The organism is Pseudenhygromyxa sp. WMMC2535 (genome assembly GCF_011083025.2).
In genome coordinates, this window is the sequence record NZ_JABJWV010000001.1 from 3,379,342 (window position 1) to 3,398,382 (window position 19,041).

The window sequence follows — 19,041 nt, forward strand, 5'->3', positions numbered from 1 at the left end:
GATGGTGAGCGCCGTGCGCCTCCAGTCGACAAAACGCTTCTCCAACCTGCCCTGCGCGCACCGGACCCACAACCACGACGGACACTGCCGCTTCGTCCACGGGTACTCGCGCAGCTTCAAGTTCTACTTCGAGGCCGAGTCCCTCGACGCGCGCGGCTTCGTCGTCGACTTCTCCGGGCTCGGGGCGCTGCGCGCGTGGCTCGAGCACATGTTCGACCACACCTTGCTGATCTCCGCCTCCGACCCCGAGCTCGGCTTCTTCCAGGACATGGACGCCCGCGGCCTGTGCCAGCTGCGGGTGCTACCGGCGGTGTCCATGGAGGGCACGGCGCGCTTCGTCTACGAGCACGCCCAGCCGATGATCCACGAGCTCAGCGGCGGGCGGGCGTGGATCGCCGAGCTCGAGGTGTGGGAGAACGACAAGAACTCGGGGCGCCTGCTCTTTTCGCGCCCCGAGTAGCAGCCGCGCGCTCGCGGGTCGTCAGCGCGCGCGCTGGATCAGCTGGGACTGCATGACCACGCCGAGCTCGCCGCTTTGATCGAGCAGCCGGGTGCGGCACAGGCCCATGCCGAGCTCCCCGGTCCAGGTCCTCGCGTCCATGCACAGCCACTCGCCCACGGGCAGGCGGTGCAGGTAGACGCTGAGCTCGGGGTTGATGAAGGACCAGCGCGCGGTGTCGAGGGCCGCGCCCACGCCGTGGCCCGCGTCGGCGCAGATCATCAGGCGTTGCAGGGGGCTGGTCGCCTCGTCGGCGATCAGGGGGACCCGCGGGCGCAGCCAGGCGGTGAGCGAGCCGCGGCCGTACTCGCCGGCGGCGATGCGCATCTCCATGGCCGTGTGATAGCCGACCTCGTGCTGGAAGATCTCGAACTCGGACGGGCGGGACTGCGCGGGGGAGCGCGGAGCCTCGCTCAGCGGGGGCAAGGGCGCGACCTCGACGGGGATCTCCTCCACGCGCATGCGCACGGCCAAAGCGACGGCGAGCTGCTCGTCGCCGGCGAGCAGGGCCGCGGCGATGCGCTGGACCTTGCGCCCGCCCGAGAGCACCTCGAGCTCGACCTCGAGGGGCGTGGCGAGGGGGATCGGGCGCAGCAGCTCCACGCTGATCCGCGCGAGCTGAAAGGGCGGGTCGTCTTCGCGCACGCGCAGGCCCTCGATGGCCCGGGTCATCAGCGCCGTGGGCGGGCCGGCGTGCTGGTGGTCGATGCTCCATGGGCCGCGGGTCAGGGGGCTGGCGAAGAAGCGCGCCTCGCCCTGAGCCCCGCGCTCGCGCGTGTAGAAGTACCCGGGCTCAGTCATGGTCGCTCCCGTGGTGAGTGGACGCCGCCTGGCGGACGGCCGCGATCTCGGCGGGGATGCGCAGGCCCAAGAGCAGCGCGGCGTTGAGCGCGGTGCAGACCAGCGCGGTGATCCACGCGCCAAAGATCATCGGCGCGCAGGCGAGCTCGAGGGCGACGGCGAGGTAGTTGGGGTGGGCGAGGAGGGCGTAGGGTCCGCGGCGGACCGGGGCCGCGCCGTCGTGGACGACGATGCGCGTGTTCCAGCGCGGGCCCAAGCTGGTGATCGCCCAGTAGCGCAGCGCGCTGGCCAGGGCGAAGCCGGCCGCCCACGCCGGCCACAGGGGATCCACGCTCGGCCCGCGCAGCCAGCCTTCGACCAGCCAGGCGATCAGCCAGCCGGCGTGGAGCACGAAGAAGAGCGGATACCACGGCTCGTCGACCAGGCGGCCGCCGCTGGCGAGGGCGCGCGCGAGGTTGCGCTTGGCCAGGCGCAGCTCGGCGACGCGCTGGACGGCGACGAGGGCGAGCACGGTCGCCAGGGCTAGCACGGGCTCACCATCGAAAGCCGACCCCCTCGGCGCAAAAGCCCGGGCCGAGGGCGAGGAGCAGCCCGGCCTCGCCGCGCGCGGGGTTGTCGGCCAAGAAGCGCTCGAGCACGAAGAGCGCCGTGGGGCTCGACATGTTGCCGTGGTCGCGGAGCACCTCCCGGGCGTGGCGCAGCTGCTCGGGCTCGAGCTCCCAGGCGCGCTCGAAGGCGTCGAGGACCTTGCGCCCGCCGGGGTGGAGGATGGGGTGGCGGATGTCCGCGGCGGCCAGCTCGAGCTTGGCGGCGGCCTCGGCGAAGAGCTCGGCGCCGCGCTCGAGCACCAGGCTGGGGATCGTGGGAGCGAAGCGCACGCGCAGGCCCTGGTCCTCGAGGTCCCAGCCCATGATGTGCTCGCTCTGGTCGATCAGTCGGGCGTAGGGGGCGAGCAGCTCGGGGCCCTGGGGGCTCTCGGCGTCCCACCACGGCTCGGGGGCGACCACGGCCGCGGCCGCGCCGTCGCCGAAGAGCGCCACGGCGATCAGGTTGGCCTTGCGGCGATCCGCGTGCACGAAGGTCAGGCTGCACAGCTCGCAGGCCACGACGAGCACGGGCTTTTGTAGGCCGCGGGCCATGGCCACGGCCCGGCCGAGGGCCGCCCCGCCGCCGGCGCAGCCCAGGCCCCACAGCGGCGTGCGCATGCAGTCGCGGGGCAGGTCGAGGTCCTGGATCAGCTGGGCGTCGAGGCTGGGCGTGGCCACGCCAGTGCTCGACGCGAAGATCACACCGCCGACCTGGGCGGCGTCGATCCCTGCCATGGCCAGGGCGCGCCCGCCTGCCCGGCGCGCGAGCATCTTGGCTTGTTCGACGTAGGCGGCGTTCTTCTCGGGGAAGCTGCGCGGCTGCTCTAGCCAGGTGATCGGCCGGCCGAGCTGGCGGTTGTCGACGCCGGCCTTGTCGTAGCTCTCGAGCAGACGCGCGAGCTCGGGGCTGGCTTGCTCGTTGGCTTGGGCGTCGCTCTGCGCGTCGCCCTGGTCGCCATTGGAGTCTTCGGCGGAGTCTTCGGGGGAGTCCTCGGAGAAGTCCTCGGCGAAGAAGCTCGCGGCGAAGCGCTTGGCTTCGGCCTGGGGCAGGGGGTGGGCCGGCGAGGCCGTGGCCACCGAGAGCAGACCCACGCGGCTCACGAGCGCGGCTCCTGGCCGACGCTGGCGCGGGCCTGGTCCGCGTCGGGCTCGGGGCTGCGGCAGGTGTCGCGGAACACGTACTGCGACAGGCGCTTGCGGTGGCTCGAGGTCCAGTCGATCGACGGGCGCTTGGCGTCGTCGGGCAGGTAGCCCAGGCGGTACATGGCGATCAGCTCGAGGTCCTCGGGCACGGCGATCAGCTCGCTGAGCTCGCGCCAGGCGTCGGGGAACTCCATCGGCGTCGAGACGAACTGGATGCCCATGCCGAGGTCGACGGTGGTCAGCCAGATGTTCTCGATCGCCATGCCCAGGCCGAGCAGCGAGTAGAAGCCCGAGAGCTCTTTGGGCTGGTACTCCTCCTTGGTCAGCATGGCCGCGAGCAGCAGCGGGCTGCCCTCGACGAGCTTGCGGTTGTCCTTGCCCAGGGTCTTGGGCACGCCGAGCTTGTTGACGACCTTTTGCCCGGTCTCGCTGAACACGTGCTTGACGAAGGGGCGCAGCGGGGCGGGCAGCTTGTCGATGAAGATGCCGTCGCGGCGCTCGTTCATCTCTTGCTGGGAGAAGCGAAAGTAGCGGCGGTAGCGGGTGAAGAACTTGCCCCCGGCCATGAGCTCGCCCATGGTCCGCCCGGCGATCTCGGCGATCTGCCCGCGCAGGGCGTCGTCGGTGATCAGCACGAAGCGCCAGGGCTGCGAGTTGAAGTGGCTGGGCGCCCGCGAGGCCGCCTCCATGAGTCGATGCTGGTGCTCGAGGCTGACCGGGTCCGGCTTGAAGTGGCCGTTGGTCGTCGAGCGGCGGAGGATGGCTTCGCGTAGTTCCATGTCGATCTCAAAGCAGGTAAGCGGAGGCGTAGGCGGCCAGGTAGCCGCAGGCGCCGAGGGTGGCCACGGCCGGGTGCGCGAGCGCGGGCGGCTTGGTCAGCGGGAGGAGGGCGAGGGCGGCCAAGGTCGCGAGCAGCGCCCAGTGAAAGCAGAGCACCGTCGCGGCGATGGCCGCGACGAACACCAGGGCGTAGAGCCAGTGGTGAAGGGCGCCGAAGCGCGCGCGCATGAGTTGCGCGCTCACGCCCACGCCGAGGTTGAGGGCGTAGAGCGCCGCCGCGAGGTGCAGCGGCCAGTGCGAGGACGCGAGCACGAGCAGGCGCAGTGTAGCCGCTCGCGCGCGCCCATGCAGGACCGGCGCGGCTGGTCGTCGGCTGGTCGTCGGCTGGGTGTCGCTTGGGGATCGGTTCGCGCGAGATGTGACGAGGGGTTTCGGTGAGCCCGCCTCGCTGTACAGGGCGAAGGCCCGGCGCTAGCCTTTCGGCTCATGCGAAGAGCGCTGCTCGCCGCCGGCGCCGCGGCTTCGATCTCCGCCGCGGTCACGCTCGCGAGCGCCTGTGTGACCTTGGAACCGCCGGCGCCCAAGCGAGCCGAGCAGTTCACCGCCGGGCGTGCGCTCGTCGACCTCGCGCGGCTCGAGGAGCTGCGCGCGACCGCGGACGCGCAGCCCGGAGACCTCGAGGCACAGTGGCGCGCCGGGCAGGCGCACCTGCGGGCCTGTCTCGCCGGCCACGTGGATCAGCGAGACCACGCCGAGCACTACCTCGAGCGAGCCTGGCGGCTGGACCCGAGCTCCGAGCGGGTGCCCACGGCGAGGACCCTGGGGCGCTTTTTGAACATGCGCAGCGCGGTCTTGGACCTCGAGCGCCTCGACCTGCAGATCTCCGTCTACGCCTCGCTGCTGCCCGAGACGGTGACCGCCGAGGGCGAGGGCGAGGGCGAGGGCGAGGGCGAGGGCGCGGGCATCGGCGACGCGCAGCGCCTGCAATTTTGGGGCTTCTGGGCGGCGGCCAAGGCCCTGCGTCGCTACGCCGAGGGCGAGCAGCTGCGCGCCCTCGCGGAGGTCGACAGCCTCGAGGACACGCTGCGGGCGTGGACCGAGGCCAACCCCGGCGACATCGACCTGCACACCATGGCCGGCAACTACGCGCTGACCTTCGCCGGGGTGATCCCCGTGGGCGTGGGCGGGCGACTGCGCGCGGGCATCGACTACCTGCGGGTGCAGCAGGACAACTGGGATCAGCTCTCGCCGGGGGCGCGCAGCCAGGGCCGGGCGCCCAACGTGCGCAGCGTGTTCGCGCTCTACCTCGCCGAGGCCCTGCTCGCCGCCGGCGAGGTCGACGAGGCCGGCGAGCGCTACCGTCGGCTGATCCACCTGCCCGACCAACCCCAAACCCCGGCGCGCCGGCAGATCGTCGCCCTGGCCGAGCACCGCCTCGAGCACCTCGACACCTACGCGGGCGACCGCGAAGAGCTGCTCCCGCTGTGGCCCGCCGGGGTCACGGGCTGCGTGGCCTGCCACGCCCGCGCGGCCAGCTTGCCGACGGACGACCTCTACCTGCTCTCGGAGCTGCGATGACCAAGCGAACCTTCTCCCCGTGGACCGCGGCCTCGATCTCGACCGCGATCGTGCTGACCCTGAGCGCCTGCCCGGGCAAGCCCTCGGGCCACCCCTCTCGCCAGCGCAGCCCCGCCGAGCTCACCCGCCGCGACCTCCCGCTGAGCGTCGCCGACGAGCGCCGCCTGCTCGAGCTCGCCGAGGCCGCCGAGCAAAACCCCGATGACTTCGCCGCGCGCCGGGCCTCTGGCATGGCGCACATGCACCTGACCCTGGCCGGGGTCTTGAGCCTGCGCGAGCGGGCCGAGGCCGACCTCGAGGCCGCGTTCTTCCTCGACTCGAGCGACGCCGAGCTCAACCGCGCCCTGGGCCGCTTCTACAACATGCGCGCCGTCGACGGGGACTACAGCAAGGCCGACATGCAGGTGAAGGTCTACGGCGCGCTGCTCGGCGAGCGCGACCCGATGGCCATGGACGACCTCGACTTCGTGGCCTGGAGCTTCTTTCAGCTCGGCCGCGTGCTGACCGATAAAAACCGCGGCAAGAACCTGCGCGCCCTGGCCAAGGTCGACGACCTCGAGGCGATCTTGGCCGCGCGCGTGAAGGCCCAGCCCGACAACATCGAGTTCCACGCCCTGGCCGGGAACTTCGCGTTCTTCTTCGCCGGCAACATCCCCCTCGAGCGCGAGCGCCGGGTCGAGGAGGCCGTGGCCTACTTCGAGGTCCTGCGCGCGCGCTGGGACGAGCTGCGCCCCGGGGCCAAGGACCCCTCGCACTGCCCCAACACCTACGAGAACTTCATGTTCGAGCTCGCCGAGGGCTACACGGTGCTCGGGCGCGCGGACATGGCCCGGCCGATCTACGAGGAGCTCGCCCGCCTCGAGTCGGATCGCGCCCCGCGGACCCGGGCCAAGGAGCTGATCGCCCATGTCTCGGGCGAGCGCCTGCGCAACCTCGACAGCTACCTGGGCGAGATGAAGCTGATGCCGCCCTGGCCCAGCGACATCGGCAACTGCGTGGTCTGTCACGCCTGGAACGCCGAGATCCCGCTCGACTCGCTCTACGCCCTCGACCCCCTGCGCGCCGAGGACGTGCCCTCGCGGGCCGAGCCCACGCCGCTGTCGAAGCTGATCGGCGAGGCGGGGGGCCGTGAAGGTGAAGGGGATGAAGCAGGTGAAGCAGGTGAAGAAGGCGTGACGATCGCGGGCCGCGAGCAGCTGCCCGAGGCCCTCGCCGCGCTCGTCGAGGACACCTGCAGTCCCTGCCACTTCCCCGGGGGCGAGGTCGCGGATCTCCTGGATCTGTCCCGGGCCGAGGCGGTGATCGGCGCGGCCACGTGGATCGACGAGCGGGTGGCCGCCGGCGAGATGCCACCGGGCGACGGCCTCGACGAGGACGCGCGCGCGCGGGTCCACGAGTGGGCGGCGGCGCTGACAGACTGAATCGGTCGTGAACCGGCGTTCGCCCCGGTGAGTGGGCTCGGCGCGAGCGCGGGGGAGCCTGGGCATCGCCGCTGGCCTGTGCCAAGCTCGGCGCGATGTTCGAGCAAGCCAAGGAGCACTACGCCAAGATCCTCGCCGAGATCGAAGACGCCGGTCTCTACAAGCACGAGCGGATCATCGCCTCCCCGCAGGGCGCGGCGATCACCGTGGCCGGCGGCGAGTCGGGCGACGAGGTGCTCAACTTCTGCGCCAACAACTACCTCGGGCTGTCGAGCCACCCCGAGGTCGTCGCGGCCGCCCGCGCGGCCCTCGACGAGCGCGGCTACGGGATGTCGAGCGTGCGCTTCATCTGCGGCACCCTCGACAAGCACAAGCAGCTCGAGAGCGCGCTCAGCGGGTTCTTGGGCACGGAGGACACGATCCTCTACAGCTCCTGCTTCGACGCCAACGGCGGCCTGTTCGAGACCCTGCTCGGGCCCGAGGACGCGATCATCTCCGACGCCCTCAACCACGCCTCGATCATCGACGGCGTGCGCCTTTGCAAGGCCGAGCGCCACCGCTTCGCCAACTCCGACATGGCCGAGCTCGAGGCCAAGCTCCAGGCGACCCAGGGCAAGCGCCTGCGGATGATCGCCACCGACGGCGTGTTCAGCATGGACGGCAACGTCGCCAAGCTCGACCAGATCTGCGACCTCGCCGAGAAGTACGGCGCCATGGTCATGGTCGACGACAGCCACGCGACCGGCTTCATCGGCAAGACCGGACGCGGGACGCCCGAGTACTGCGGGGTCATGGGCCGGGTCGACGTGATCACCTCGACCCTGGGCAAGGCCCTGGGCGGGGCCTCGGGCGGCTTCACCTCCGGGCGCAAGCAGATCGTGGACCTGCTGCGCAACCGCTCGCGGCCCTACCTGTTCTCCAACTCCCTGGCCCCGATGATCGTCTCGGCCAGCCTCGCGGTCATGAAGACCCTCAGCGCGACCACCGAGCTGCGCGACAAGCTCGAGGCCAACACCAAGCGCTTCCGCGCCGGGGTCAGCCAGGCCGGCTTCGCGCTCAAGCCCGGCGACACGCCGATCGTCCCGATCATGCTCGGCGAGGCCCGTCTGGCCGTGGACTTCGCGGATCAGCTGCTCGCCGAGGGCATCTACGTGATCGGTTTCAGCTACCCGGTGGTGCCCAAGGGCCAGGCGCGGATCCGCGTGCAGCTCTCGGCTGCGCACAGCACCGAGCAGATCGATCGCGCGGTCGCGGCCTTCACCAAGATCGGCAAGTCCCTCGGCGTGATCTCCTGAGCCTGATCGGATCAGGTTGGACTCTCAGGCGCTCGAGCTCGGCAGCTCGGGCGCCTTCGCCGTCCAGCTCCACGCGCCGAGCAGGCCAAAGCCCAGGGCGTTGACCGCCCCGTGAAGCTGGACCATGGAGGCGATGTCGGGCACGGGCACGCCGCCGAACTCTCCCAGGGCGTAGCTGGCGGCGAACACCATGCCCGCCAGCACGCTCGCGCCGGATAGGGCGGAGAGCAGGCCGGGGATCGTGGGCAGCTCGCGGGCGCGCAGCAGCATGCCCACGCCCACGCCGGCTCCAGCCGCGGCCGTCAGCCACGCGGCGACGAGCTCGAGCTGCGGCGAGGCGGTGATGCCGACGGCGACCAGGGGCACGGCGAGGACCACGGCCAGGGCACAGGCTCGCCAGATCCACGGCTCGGGGTCGCGGCGCACGAGCAGGCCGGAGAAGAGCGGCAGGCTCAGCCCGGCGTGGTGAAAGTGGGCGGCGGTCAAGATGACGATCAGCGGCGAGAAGCCCAGGGGCTGGAGCTCGAGGCGATCACAGAGCAGCCAGGCGCTGCCGATCACCGGGAAGCCGAGGCCCGCGGCGATGGCCAGCTCGCCGGGGGCAGGGCCGGGGCGCAGCAGGGCCGCCGGGCCACGGCGCAGCAGGGCGATGACTCGACGCAGGGCCTCGGCGGCGGCGAGCACCGTCCACGCGGCCCAGGGCAGGCAGGCGAGCATGGCCAGGCCGCCGGGGCGCAGGCTCAGGCCCAGGGGCAAGAAGAGCGCGCAGGGCAGCTGGGCCAGGCGCAGAGCCTGCATGAGCCTGGCGGGCCGCCGCTCGGACTCCGGCCGCGACTCGGCGTCGGACCCTGGCTCGATGGCCTGGAGCAGCAAGGGGACGATGACCAGGGGCGAGATCGCCACGAGCACGGCGACCGTCGGCGGGCCGATCACGAGCAGCCAGGCGATCCACACCAGCGTCCCCGCGAGGGCGGCCTTGCGGGGGAGCTGTGCCACGGCAGGCTACTCGGGCACGCAGATCTTCGCGCTGGTCTGCTTTTCGGGATCGTCGGGGTCGGGGGCCACGTAGACGCCCCCGCTGCCGACCCGCAGGCACTGGTAGTTGTCGCGGCAGTCGCTGTCGCTCTTGCACTCGCGCCGGCAGCTGGTCCGGGCGCGCAGCTCGTCGGCGCACAGGCCCTCGGGCAGGCAGACCTCGTGGGGCAGGCAGGCGTCGCTGGTGATCTCGCCCTCGGCGTTGGGCAGATCCTCGAGCTCGGGGTCACAGGAGACCGAGATGAACTCGGTGGCGTAGACCTTGATGCAGATCGCCTCGCTCGGGCACACGCCCAAGCTGCAATTCTCGAGGGTGCACTCGCCCTCGGAGTTGGGGTCGTTGGGGACGTTGGAGACGTCGCACTGCCGGGTCACCTGGACGCTGCAGTCGAGCGAGCGCTTGCAGGGGTCGCCGATCTCCGGCTGACAGGCGAGGCCGAAGAGCGTCAGCGCGAGCGGCGCGAGCCCAAGACGAAGCTCGCGCCCGAGCCGAAGCTCGCGCGAAGACCGAGTGCCCGCAGGCGATGCATGACGGCGTGTCGGCATGCGTTCGGCGGAGTGTAGTCGCTGGCGCCCGTCCAATCTACCTGCGCAGTGAGCCAGGCCGTCTCCTGACCATCCCGAGCCATGGGGGCTGCGCGCTTCGCCCGGGCTGCGGCTTTTCTTGGATCTGTGCCCGGCGCCCGCGTAACCTGGCCCGCGCGAGTAGCCCCGCGTGCTCGCCCGCCTGCGCCGTGACCCTCGACGAGTTCCTCGCTGCCCTCGAGACGCTGATCGAAGATCGGGAGATCGACGACGACGATCCCGGCGAGGGCAATTTCGGCTGTGAGGACTGCCGGGCCTGCAACCACTGCCGCTTTTGCATCGGCTGCGACTCTTGCGAGGACTGCACCTACTGCGATGAGTCGATCGACTGCAACGGTTGTACCCAGTCCAAGCGCTGCGTGAGCTGTGAGAAGGTCAGCTACTGCGAGGACTCGCGGGACTGCAAGAGCTCGCGCTACCTCACCTTGTGCGTGGACTGTAAGGACTGCGTGCACTGCCTGGCCAGCGTCGGCCTCGAGGGCGCGGAGTTCTACGTGCTCAATCAGCGGCGCACGCGCAAGGAGTACTTTGCGCTCTTGCGCCAGGTCCAGGAGCTCATGGGAGATCGCATGGCCGCGGGCTGGCGGCCGCCGGGGATCGGCCTGGCCAGCGAGATCTTCGACGCGACCTTGGCCGCCCGAGACCGCCCGCTCAACGCGGCGCCCTGGCTCGACGAGCTCATGCCGGAGCCGGAGCCCGAGCCGGAGCCGATGGGCGCGCCGGAGCCCGAGCCGCGCGCGTCGGAGCCCCGCCCGAGCGAGCCGGCGCCGAGCGAGCGCCAGCGCTACGACCCCTATATCGAGGTCGACGACGACCTGACCTTCGATCCCAGCGAGGCCTTCGAGGGCGAGCCGGAGCCCGAGGCGCCGCAGCGGGCCGGGGTCCACCGGCGCCACGACGAGCACCAGTGGGACGAGGCTGGCTGGGAGCCGACCCGCCCGCGCGCGAGGAGGCCCGAGCGCGCGGATGTCCCCGAGCTGCAAGAGCGCGCGCCGACGCGGCCCTTTCAGGGTCGCCTAGATCAGGTTCAGGGCCGCCGAGCTCAGGTGCGTGGCCACGCTGGCCCCGAGGTGGCCGCCCGCTCGGGCTCGCCTCGCCATCTCGAGCGGCCGGACCATCCCCAGTCGGACTACCCGGGGGCGAGCCATCCTCAGTCGGACCATCCCGACGGGCCGAGCTACGCCGACGGGCCGAGCTACGCCGACGGGCCGAGCTACGCCGACGGGCCGAGCTACGCCGACGGGCCGAGCTACGCCGACGGGCCGAGCTACGCCGACGGGCCGAGCTACGCCGACGGGCCGAGCTACGCCGACGGGCCGAGCCACGCCGATGGGCCGAGCTACGCTGACGGGCCGAGCCACGCCGATGGGCCGAGCCACGCCGGCGAGCCCGGCTACGACGAGCCGCTCACCCGCGAGCCCACGCGGATCATCCCGCGCGAGCCCGAGCGAGAGGCGCCCCGGCATCTAGACGCCGAGGAGACAGGTGTCCGCGAGCCGACGCGCCCCTTCGAGGCCGCGCGAGGCCCTCTGCGCGCGGAGGCCCACCGGGCCGCGGGTGGACCCCCGCGCGTCGAGCCGCGCGGGGCCCAGGCCCACGCGGCCGCAGGTGGACCCGCCCCCGCGAGCGGGCCGTGGCTCGACGAGCCCGCGGGCGCCGACGCGCCCCGCGAGTCACAGTCACAGTCACAGTCACAGTCACAGTCACCGTGGCTCGACGAAGAGGGCTCCGGCGCGGACACGGTGGCCACGAACCAACGGGGCAGCCTGCGGCGAGCGGGCCGACCCAAGCGGCCGACGCAGCCCGACGCGGGGCGGCCCGAGGGCACGGGCAGCTATCGCACCGGAAGCGCGCCCCGAGCCGGTCGCGGCGTCGAGGGCTCGAGCACGCACACGAGCACCGGGCTGCGCCTGGGCCGAAAGCCCAAGCGGCGGCGCTGAGCTCGAGGGCTCAAAAGCGCAGACCGAGGCCGCCGGGCACAGGCGCGAGGCGGACGCTCTCACTGGCCGCGGCGCGCTTGCGTCCGAGCACGATCGCCGAGATGCCCAGGCCGAGGGTGACGGCGCCGACGACCACGCCCACGCCGATCAGCGCGTTGGTGGCGTCTTCGTAGCGCGTCATCGCCTGGTAGTGGGCCTCGGGGTCTCCGGGCGGGTCGACGTTTGGATCGTCCGAGCCCGCGCAGGCGCCCTCCTCGAAGCAGGTCGAGTCATTGTAGAGGTTGTACTCGCGCCTGGTGAGCAGCCCGGTGGTCGAGATGCCGACGCCGAGCGCCCCGGACAGGCCGACGCCGACCCAGGTGCTGATCAGCACGCCGCGATGTCGCTGGTCGCGGATCTGATCCGGGCGCGAAGGGGACGTCGGGCTCGTGGTCGGGGAGTCGCCTTCGAGCTCGCCCTCGGTGGCCGCGTCGACGTCCTGCGGCGGGAGCTGAACGGGGGGGGGGAGCAGCCGGGCGACGTCGACGACCATGACCTCGCCGGGGTCCAGGGCCACGCGCTCGCGGCCGCGGTAGCCGTCTTCGTCCTCGGCCTCGATGTCGACGAGGCCGGGCTCGAGCAGCATCGGGAAGTTCTCGATGTCGCGCTCGCGGCCGTTGATCCACAGGTGCGCGAGGGGGCGGTCGGGGGAGTAGCGCACGCCCTTGAGGGTCACGAGCGTGGCGACCTGGGCGTCGAGGGCCTCGCGGACCTGGGCGGCGAGGCCCTCGTCGAGCTCGGGCTGGGCGAGGACGAGGCGGTAGCTGGAGACCGCGTCGAGGGGGCGCTTCGCGGCCTCGAAGGCGTAGGCGGCGTTGAGCAGGGCCTGGGTCGTGGGCTGGAGCGCGTGCGAGCGCAAGAAGGCCTCGGCCGCGGCCTCGAAGTCCTCGCGGCCGGCGAGCTCGAGGCCGCGGTCGAACCACTCGAGGGCGGTCTGGGGCTCGCCCGGGCTGGGGGCCTCGGGGCTGGGCGCGTTCACGCGCGTCGCGTCGAGGGGGGGCGCGGCCGATACGAGCGCGGGGAAGGGCGCGATCGAGAGCAGCGCACACGCGCCCGCAGGGACCCACCGGCCCGAGCTGCCTCGATGCTGCGCGCGCGGCATGGCGGGGAGGATACCCCGCGCGGCCAGGCCGTGGCGCGGGCTCACTTGCGGTTGACGATGGCGCTGGCGATCTCGACGATCAGATCCAGGTCGCGCGGCTCGGCGCGGTGCGTCAACGCGACCAGGCGGGCGTTTTGTGACTCGGCGCGGGGCGGGTCGTTGCTGCCGTCGGGGAGCAGCTTGGACACGGGCATGCCAAAGCCGTCGGCGATGCGCAGCAAGGTCCGCAGGCCGGGGCTCTGGTAGCGACCGTTCTCGATGCGCGAGATCATGTCGGTGGCGATGCCGGCCGCCTGCGCGGCGTCCTTTTGGGTCATGCTGCGCAGGATCCGCTCGGCTCGGATGCGCAGGCCGAGCTCGACCATGTAGCGCCGCTCGGCTTGCTCGCGCTCGTCTTCCTCGCTCATGGGACCTCGTCTGGGGGGTCAGTCTCCCTCGAACGCCAGGCGCCGGGCCTCGAGGACCCGGACGCGATCTCGCAGCTGCGCCGCGTCCTCGTAGCGTAGCGCCTTGGCGAGCGCACGCATCTGTGCTTCGAGCTCGCGGATCCGCTCGGGCAGCTCGCTGGGCAGGAGGTCGAGGTCGTCGGCGCGATCGAGGCCCACGGGCAGCTCCTCCTTGGCCTTGCCGCGGCCCTTGGTCTTGCCGCGCCCGCCCCCTGCGCTCCCGGGCGGGGCCTTGTCTTGCTCGAGGGGGGTGATCTTGGCCCGGGTGCTGCGTGGGGTGATCCCGTGCTCTCGGTTGTAGGCGTCCTGGATCGCGCGCCGGCGCTCGGTCTCGTCGATGGCCTTGCGCATCGAGTCGGTGATCCGGTCGGCGTACATGATCACCCGGCCGTTGACGTTGCGGGCCGCACGGCCGCAGGTCTGCATCAAGCTGCGCTCGGCCCGGAGGAAACCCTCCTTGTCGGCGTCGAGGATCGCGACCAGCGAGACCTCGGGGATGTCGAGGCCCTCGCGCAGCAAGTTGATGCCCACGAGCACGTCGAACTCGCCGAGCCGGAGGTCGCGGATGATCTCGGTGCGCTCGAGGGTGTCCACGTCCGAGTGCAGGTAGCGCACGCGCAGGCCCAGGTCGGCGTAGTACTCGGTCAGGTCCTCGGCCATGCGCTTGGTCAGGGTCGTGACCAGCACGCGCTCGTCACGGTCGATGCGCGCCTTGACCTCGTCGAGCAGGTCGTCGACCTGACCGGCGATCGGGCGGATCTCGATCTCCGGGTCGAGCAGCCCCGTGGGTCGGATGATCTGCTCGACGACCACGCCCTCGGTGCACTCGAGCTCGTAGTCGCCGGGGGTCGCCGACACGTAGATGCGCTGGCCGGTGCGCTCTTGGAATTCCTCGAAGCGCAGCGGGCGGTTGTCGAGGGCCGAGGGCAGGCGAAAGCCGTGCTCGACCAGGGTCGACTTGCGCGCCCGGTCGCCGCGGAACATCGCCCGGACCTGGGGCAAGGTCACGTGGGACTCGTCGATGACCAGCAAGAAGTCGTCGGGGAAGTAGTCGAGCAGCGTCGGCGGGGGCTCGCCCGGGGCGCGGCCCGAGAGGTGGCGCGAGTAGTTCTCGATGCCCGAGCAGCGGCCCATCTCCTCGAGCATCTCGAGGTCGAACATGCAGCGCTGCTCGAGGCGCTGGGCCTCGACCAGGCGGTTGTCCCCGCGCAGCTCGGTCAGCCGCTCGCCGAGCTCGGTCTGGATGCCCTGGATGGCCGTGCGCAGCTTGCTGGCCGGGGTCACGTAGTGGCTGGCGGGGAAGATCGTGACCCGCTTCATGGTCCCGCGCGTGGTCCCGCGCAGCGGATCCATCTCGCGGATCGCCTCGACCTCGTCGCCAAAGAACTCGACGCGCACGGCCTTGTCGTCCTCGTAGGCCGGGAAGATCTCGACCACGTCGCCGCGCACGCGAAAGGTCCCGCGGTGAAAGTCGACGTCGTTGCGCTCGTACTGCATCGCGACCAGGCGGCGCAGGAGCACGTCGCGGTCGAGCTCCTCGCCCACGCTGATCGGCGCGACCATGCCGTAGTAGGCCTCGGCCGAGCCGATACCAAAGATGCACGACACGCTCGCGATGATGATCACGTCGCGGCGCGAGAGCAGCGAGTAGGTCGCCGCGTGGCGCATGCGGTCGATCTGCTCGTTGATGTTCGAGTCCTTCTCGATATAGGTGTCCGTCGAGGGGACGTAGGCCTCGGGCTGGTAATAGTCGTAGTAGCTGACGAAGTACTCGACGGCGTTTTGGGGGAAGAGCGCCTTGAACTCGCCGTAGAGCTGGGCCGCGAGGGTCTTGTTGTGGGCGAGGAGCAGCGTGGGCCGCTGGACCTGGGCGATCACGTTGGCCACGGTGAAGGTCTTGCCCGAGCCGGTGATCCCGAGCAGGACCTGGTTCTCGTCGCCGGCGCGCAGGCCCTCGACCAGGCTGGTGATCGCCTTGGGCTGGGAGCCGCGCGGCTCGAGCTCGGTGACCAGCTCGAAGGGGCGATCGGCGGCGATCGACGGGCGCAGCGGGTTCTCGAGATCCCAGCCGAGATCGGCCTCGCTCTCGCTCTCCCAGGCTTCTTCGGCGGAGCTCGCGGTGCGTCGGCGCGGAGGCATGCGCTCGACCTACCCCGGCCTCATGGTCGCGTCCAGCCCCCGGGCGGACGCCGCTCGAAAGCCCCGAAGCGCAGGTCCACGGCGAGCTCGAACACCAGCAGGGGATCTGGAGTCAGCAGCGCCAGGGCGTCGGCGCTGACCCCCCAGCGGCGGGTGCCGACCCGGGCGAACACGCCCCCGGCGAAGGCCGAGCGCCGCGTGAACTCGAGCGTGGCGCCGGGGTCGACGCTCGCGACTCGGGCGTGGCCAAAGCCAGCGTCGAGGCCCCCGGAGATCCACCCGCTCGAGAGCACGAAGCTGGCGAGGGCGAAGTGGGTGCGGGGGACGAAGTGCTCGCTGGGATCGACCGGGGGGTGGAGCACCGGCCGATAGTGCGCGCCGACTTCGAACACGCGGCCGCGCCACAGGGCGAGGGCGGCCACCGGCCAGATCTGCGGCGCGCGCTGGCCGGGGAGCCAGTGCGTCGTGAACCCGAGGCTGAGCAGGTCGAGCAGGCCGACGCGCAGGTCGAGGCGGTAGAGGTGCGGCGTCCCGCCGGCGACGCTCAGGGCGAGCACCCCGTGGTCCAAGAAGCGCGCGCTGCGAGGGCGCGGTCGAGTCAGCCACGCGCGCAGCCCGGGCCTGCGCGGCGCAGCCTCGGCCTGCTCGGGTTCGGCATGATTGGCACGATCGGCATGGCTGGCGTGGCCATGCTCGGCAGGCGCGGCGGACTCGGCAGGAAGATTCACAGTGGCATCTGCCTCGCCGCGATCCGCAGCTTCGCCCGCGGAATCGACGGTCGCGGGCGCTCCTCGGCCGCGTTCGTTGCCCGCGCCCGCCTCGCTCGGCGTCCACGCGAGCCATGTGCAGAGCAGGGCGACCGTCGAGAGCATGTGCAAAATCGTGAGGAAGCCCGCGCAGAGCCACACAGGGCGCCTTCGCCGACGCCGAGGCGGCCTTTGGGTGCATGGCATACTACCAGCCCGTGACCGTCAAAACCCTGTCTCGTGCCATTTACATCGTCGCCGCCAAACGCACCCCTTTTGGAGCCTTTGGTGGCTCCCTCAAAGACCTGAGCGCCATCGACCTGCAGGTCGTCGCGGCCCAAGCCGCGCTCGAGGCCGGCGCCGTCAACCCCGAGATCGTCGACCACGTCGTCGTCGGCAACGTCTGCCAGACCTCCGCCGACGCGCTCTACATGGCCCGCCACGTCGGCCTGCGCAGCGGCGTGCCCGTGCCCTCGCCCGCGCTGACCGTCAACCGCCTGTGCGGCTCGGGCTTCCAGTCCGTGGTCAATGGCGCCCACGAGATCCTCGTTGGTGACGCCGAGGTCGTGCTCACCGGCGGGACCGAGAGCATGAGCCAGGCCCCGCACGCCGCCCGCGGCCTGCGCTGGGGCGCCCGCCTGGGCCAGAGCCCCGTGCTCGAGGACACCTTGTGGGCCTCGCTGACCGACACCTACGCCGGCTGTGCCATGGGCATGACCGCCGAGAACCTGGCCAAGCAGCACGGCATCACCCGGGAGCAGTGCGACGCCTATGCGCTGCGCAGCCAGCAAGCCTGGGCCGCGGCCCAGGAGGGCGGTCGCTTCACCGCCGAGATGGCCGCGGTCACCGTCGAGAGCCGCCGCGGCGACAAGCTCGTCGAGGTCGACGAGCATCCCCGGGCCGACGCCTCCATGGAGGGCCTGGCCAAGCTGCGCCCGTCCTTCTCCAAGGAGGGGGTCGTGACCGCCGGCAACGCCTCGGGCATCTGCGACGGCGCCGGCGCGCTGATCCTCGCCAGCGAGGAGGCCGTCAAGCAGCACGGCCTGAAGCCCCTGGCCCGCCTGGTCCAGTGGAAGGTCGCCGGCGTCGATCCCAAGATCATGGGCATCGGCCCCGTGCCGGCGATCAAGGGCGCCCTCGATCGCGCGGGCCTGGGCCTGGGCGACATGGACCTGATCGAGATCAACGAGGCCTTCGCGCCCCAGTACCTCGCCTGTGAAAAGGAGCTCGAGCTCGACCGCGACAAGGTCAACGTCGACGGCGGCGCGATCTCCTTGGGTCACCCGCTCGGGGCCTCGGGGGCGCGGATCACCGCGCACCTGGTCCACGAGCTGCGCCGGCGCGAGGGCAAGTACGCCGTCGGCTCGGCCTGCATCGGCGGCGGCCAGGGCATCGCCTTGGTGCTCGAGCGCGCCTAGGAGCCCGATCACCACGCACCGAGGGCAACCTCGAGGGAGCCAACGAGCATGACGAACTCAGCCACTCAGCCCGACATCAAGGACCTGATCTTCGACTGGAACTCGCGCAAGCGCAGGACCTCGCTGAGCCCGCTCAAGGACCGCCGCGTCAGCTTCTTCGACGAGACCCTGCGCGACGGGATCCAGTCGCCCTCGGTGCGTGATCCCTCGCTCGAACAAAAGCAGGAGATCCTGCGGCTGACGGCGGCGCTGGGCATCGACGCCGTCGACCTCGGGCTGCCCGGGGCCGGCAAGGCGCAGATCGACCACGTCACCGCGCTGATCGAATACGGCGAGCGCGAGGGCCTCGACATCGCCTACGCCTGCGCCGCCCGGACCCACGAAAAAGACATCAACGCCGTCGCCGACATCGCCGAGGCGACCGGCAAGGAGATCACCGTCTACGCCTTCTTGGGCTCGAGCCCGATCCGCCTGTACACCGAGGACTGGACGATCTCGACCCTGCTCGAGCGCACCCGGGCGGCCGCGGACCTGTGCCGCAAGCGGGGCCTGCCGATGTGCTTCGTCACCGAGGACACCACGCGCTCGACCCCGCAGGTCCTCAACCAGCTGTTCTCCTGCGCCGTCGAGCACGGCGTCGCCCGGCTGTGCATCTGCGACACCGTCGGCCACGCGACCCCCGACGGCGTCCGCGATCTGGTGACCTTCACCCGCATGCTGCTCGAGGCCATTGGCATGAGCCACGTCGGCGTCGACTGGCATGGGCACAATGACCGCGGGCTCGGGGTGACCAACAACATCGTCGCGCTCGAGGCTGGGGCCGACCGCATCCACGGGACGGCCCTCGGCATCGGCGAGCGGGTCGGCAACGCGTCCCTCGATCAGACGCTGATGAACCTCAAGCTGCTCGGCGAGATCGACAACGACCTCAGCGCGCTCGTGCCCTGGTGCGAGGCCGTCGCCGCGGCCTGCCACGTGCCCATCCATCGCCAGTATCCCCTCGTCGGCGAGGACGCCTTCCGCACCGCCACGGGGGTCCACGCGGCCGCCGTCATCAAGGCGATCAAAAAGGGTGATGCGGACCTCGCCGATCGCATCTATAGCGGCGTGCCAGCCAACTGGTTCGGCAAGCAGCAGTGCATCGAGGTCGGCTTCATGTCCGGCGAGTCCAATGTCCGCTATTGGCTCGAAAAACGCGGCATCGAGCCCGCCGAGGGCCTCGTCAAACAGATCTTCGCTCGCGCCAAGACCACCGATCACATCCTCAGCGACGAGGAGATCATGGCCGAGGTCGAGTCCTTTGGCGCCGGCTCCATGCGCGCCGGCTCCTAGGAGCCCGTGGTGGAACCCAGCGCGGCTCCTGGCGCCGGGATTTTCGTCGAGGGCGCGAAGCCAAAACGCCGCTGTACCGGGTGTACTGCCAGTTTTGGCGACAAAGCCCTCGGCGAAAAGACCAAGCCAGGTGTCGTGTTGGGTTTCACCACGGG

At 71.4% G+C, this 19,041-nt stretch carries 18 protein-coding genes; 7 read left to right on the forward strand and 11 right to left on the reverse strand.

The annotated features are described in order from the left end of the window. Nucleotides 1-4: 4 nt before the first annotated feature. Nucleotides 5-460 (forward strand): 6-carboxytetrahydropterin synthase, encoded by a 456-nt coding sequence (locus G6O69_RS13085; RefSeq protein WP_217909819.1) that lies wholly within the window; start codon nucleotides 5-7, stop codon nucleotides 458-460. A gap of 21 nt (nucleotides 461-481) precedes the next feature. On the opposite strand, the gene G6O69_RS13090 is transcribed toward G6O69_RS13085, so the two are convergent. From G6O69_RS13090 to G6O69_RS13110, 5 genes are read right to left on the reverse strand one after another with little or no spacing between them, the layout of a single operon-like run. Next, on the reverse strand, nucleotides 482-1,300 hold the full coding sequence (locus tag G6O69_RS13090; RefSeq protein ID WP_172303836.1) for a thioesterase family protein: 819 nt from the start codon (nucleotides 1,298-1,300) through the stop codon (nucleotides 482-484). Continuing rightward, entirely contained in the window at nucleotides 1,293-1,811 is a 519-nt protein-coding gene (locus G6O69_RS13095) for an isoprenylcysteine carboxylmethyltransferase family protein (protein ID WP_346017037.1), read from the reverse strand. Before G6O69_RS13095 ends, G6O69_RS13090 begins: the two co-directional genes overlap by 8 nt. Nucleotides 1,812-1,833: 22 nt before the next feature. Continuing rightward, complete coding sequence (locus tag G6O69_RS13100; RefSeq protein ID WP_172303838.1) at nucleotides 1,834-2,988, reverse strand: 3-oxoacyl-[acyl-carrier-protein] synthase III C-terminal domain-containing protein; 1,155 nt, start codon at nucleotides 2,986-2,988, stop codon at nucleotides 1,834-1,836. Further along, on the reverse strand, nucleotides 2,985-3,809 hold the full coding sequence (locus G6O69_RS13105; protein ID WP_172303839.1) for a nitroreductase family protein: 825 nt from the start codon (nucleotides 3,807-3,809) through the stop codon (nucleotides 2,985-2,987). Before G6O69_RS13105 ends, G6O69_RS13100 begins: the two co-directional genes overlap by 4 nt. Before the next feature lie 7 nt (nucleotides 3,810-3,816). Beyond that, entirely contained in the window at nucleotides 3,817-4,122 is a 306-nt protein-coding gene (locus tag G6O69_RS13110) for a hypothetical protein (RefSeq protein WP_172303840.1), read from the reverse strand. A 174-nt stretch (nucleotides 4,123-4,296) separates the two neighbouring features. On the opposite strand from G6O69_RS13110, the gene G6O69_RS13115 reads away from it, so the two are divergent. From G6O69_RS13115 to kbl, 3 genes are all read left to right on the forward strand, one after another. Continuing rightward, on the forward strand, nucleotides 4,297-5,388 hold the full coding sequence (locus G6O69_RS13115) for a hypothetical protein (protein WP_172303841.1): 1,092 nt from the start codon (nucleotides 4,297-4,299) through the stop codon (nucleotides 5,386-5,388). Beyond that, nucleotides 5,385-6,809, forward strand: a complete 1,425-nt coding sequence (locus G6O69_RS13120; protein WP_172303842.1) for a hypothetical protein — start codon at nucleotides 5,385-5,387, stop codon at nucleotides 6,807-6,809. Before G6O69_RS13115 ends, G6O69_RS13120 begins: the two co-directional genes overlap by 4 nt. Nucleotides 6,810-6,904: 95 nt before the next feature. Next, entirely contained in the window at nucleotides 6,905-8,104 is a 1,200-nt protein-coding gene (gene kbl, locus G6O69_RS13125; RefSeq protein ID WP_172303843.1) for a glycine C-acetyltransferase, read from the forward strand. A 24-nt stretch (nucleotides 8,105-8,128) separates the two neighbouring features. Here kbl and G6O69_RS13130 read toward each other — a convergent pair whose 3' ends face one another. Both G6O69_RS13130 and G6O69_RS13135 read right to left on the reverse strand, forming a co-directional pair. Next, nucleotides 8,129-9,100 carry a YndJ family transporter gene (locus tag G6O69_RS13130; RefSeq protein ID WP_172303844.1) on the reverse strand — a complete coding sequence of 324 codons (972 nt, stop codon included), beginning with the start codon at nucleotides 9,098-9,100 and terminating at the stop codon, nucleotides 8,129-8,131. Between the two features lie 6 nt (nucleotides 9,101-9,106). After that, nucleotides 9,107-9,685 (reverse strand): hypothetical protein, encoded by a 579-nt coding sequence (locus G6O69_RS13135; RefSeq protein ID WP_172303845.1) that lies wholly within the window; start codon nucleotides 9,683-9,685, stop codon nucleotides 9,107-9,109. A 188-nt stretch (nucleotides 9,686-9,873) separates the two neighbouring features. Between G6O69_RS13135 and G6O69_RS13140 the strand changes: the two genes are divergently transcribed. Continuing rightward, a complete protein-coding gene (locus tag G6O69_RS13140; protein ID WP_172303846.1) occupies nucleotides 9,874-11,664 on the forward strand; it encodes a hypothetical protein in 1,791 nt (596 codons plus the stop codon). Between the two features lie 10 nt (nucleotides 11,665-11,674). Here the strand turns inward: G6O69_RS13140 and G6O69_RS13145 are convergent, their stop codons facing one another. The 4 genes from G6O69_RS13145 to G6O69_RS13160 are packed head-to-tail and all read right to left on the reverse strand — an operon-like array spanning nucleotide 11,675 to nucleotide 16,262. Continuing rightward, nucleotides 11,675-12,805 (reverse strand): hypothetical protein, encoded by a 1,131-nt coding sequence (locus tag G6O69_RS13145; protein WP_172303847.1) that lies wholly within the window; start codon nucleotides 12,803-12,805, stop codon nucleotides 11,675-11,677. A gap of 41 nt (nucleotides 12,806-12,846) precedes the next feature. Further along, complete coding sequence (locus tag G6O69_RS13150) at nucleotides 12,847-13,212, reverse strand: helix-turn-helix transcriptional regulator (RefSeq protein ID WP_172303848.1); 366 nt, start codon at nucleotides 13,210-13,212, stop codon at nucleotides 12,847-12,849. 18 nt (nucleotides 13,213-13,230) lie between these two features. Further along, entirely contained in the window at nucleotides 13,231-15,390 is a 2,160-nt protein-coding gene (gene uvrB / locus G6O69_RS13155; RefSeq protein ID WP_172303849.1) for an excinuclease ABC subunit UvrB, read from the reverse strand. Between the two features lie 20 nt (nucleotides 15,391-15,410). Beyond that, nucleotides 15,411-16,262: a hypothetical protein gene (locus G6O69_RS13160; protein ID WP_172303850.1), complete on the reverse strand. Its 852-nt coding sequence runs from the start codon at nucleotides 16,260-16,262 to the stop codon at nucleotides 15,411-15,413. Between the two features lie 92 nt (nucleotides 16,263-16,354). Here G6O69_RS13160 and G6O69_RS13165 point away from each other — a divergent pair, with 92 nt between their 5' ends. Together G6O69_RS13165 and G6O69_RS13170 are read left to right on the forward strand one after the other, a co-directional pair. Continuing rightward, nucleotides 16,355-17,554 carry an acetyl-CoA C-acetyltransferase gene (locus G6O69_RS13165; RefSeq protein WP_346017038.1) on the forward strand — a complete coding sequence of 400 codons (1,200 nt, stop codon included), beginning with the start codon at nucleotides 16,355-16,357 and terminating at the stop codon, nucleotides 17,552-17,554. A gap of 48 nt (nucleotides 17,555-17,602) precedes the next feature. Then, nucleotides 17,603-18,886 (forward strand): LeuA family protein, encoded by a 1,284-nt coding sequence (locus G6O69_RS13170; protein ID WP_172303852.1) that lies wholly within the window; start codon nucleotides 17,603-17,605, stop codon nucleotides 18,884-18,886. Nucleotides 18,887-19,041: the final 155 nt, after the last annotated feature.

What these genes read in the sequence shown, in the direction of transcription:
- G6O69_RS13160 (WP_172303850.1), bottom strand. Translation starts at nt 16,262, where the DNA reads ATGCTCTCGACGGTCGCCCTGCTCTGCACATGGCTCGCGTGGACGCCG.
- uvrB (WP_172303849.1), bottom strand. Translation starts at nt 15,390, where the DNA reads ATGCCTCCGCGCCGACGCACCGCGAGCTCCGCCGAAGAAGCCTGGGAG.
- G6O69_RS13170 (WP_172303852.1), top strand. Translation starts at nt 17,603, where the DNA reads ATGACGAACTCAGCCACTCAGCCCGACATCAAGGACCTGATCTTCGAC.
- G6O69_RS13145 (WP_172303847.1), bottom strand. Translation starts at nt 12,805, where the DNA reads ATGCCGCGCGCGCAGCATCGAGGCAGCTCGGGCCGGTGGGTCCCTGCG.
- G6O69_RS13105 (WP_172303839.1), bottom strand. Translation starts at nt 3,809, where the DNA reads ATGGAACTACGCGAAGCCATCCTCCGCCGCTCGACGACCAACGGCCAC.
- G6O69_RS13150 (WP_172303848.1), bottom strand. Translation starts at nt 13,212, where the DNA reads ATGAGCGAGGAAGACGAGCGCGAGCAAGCCGAGCGGCGCTACATGGTC.
- kbl (WP_172303843.1), top strand. Translation starts at nt 6,905, where the DNA reads ATGTTCGAGCAAGCCAAGGAGCACTACGCCAAGATCCTCGCCGAGATC.
- G6O69_RS13090 (WP_172303836.1), bottom strand. Translation starts at nt 1,300, where the DNA reads ATGACTGAGCCCGGGTACTTCTACACGCGCGAGCGCGGGGCTCAGGGC.
- G6O69_RS13135 (WP_172303845.1), bottom strand. Translation starts at nt 9,685, where the DNA reads ATGCCGACACGCCGTCATGCATCGCCTGCGGGCACTCGGTCTTCGCGC.
- G6O69_RS13115 (WP_172303841.1), top strand. Translation starts at nt 4,297, where the DNA reads ATGCGAAGAGCGCTGCTCGCCGCCGGCGCCGCGGCTTCGATCTCCGCC.
- G6O69_RS13120 (WP_172303842.1), top strand. Translation starts at nt 5,385, where the DNA reads ATGACCAAGCGAACCTTCTCCCCGTGGACCGCGGCCTCGATCTCGACC.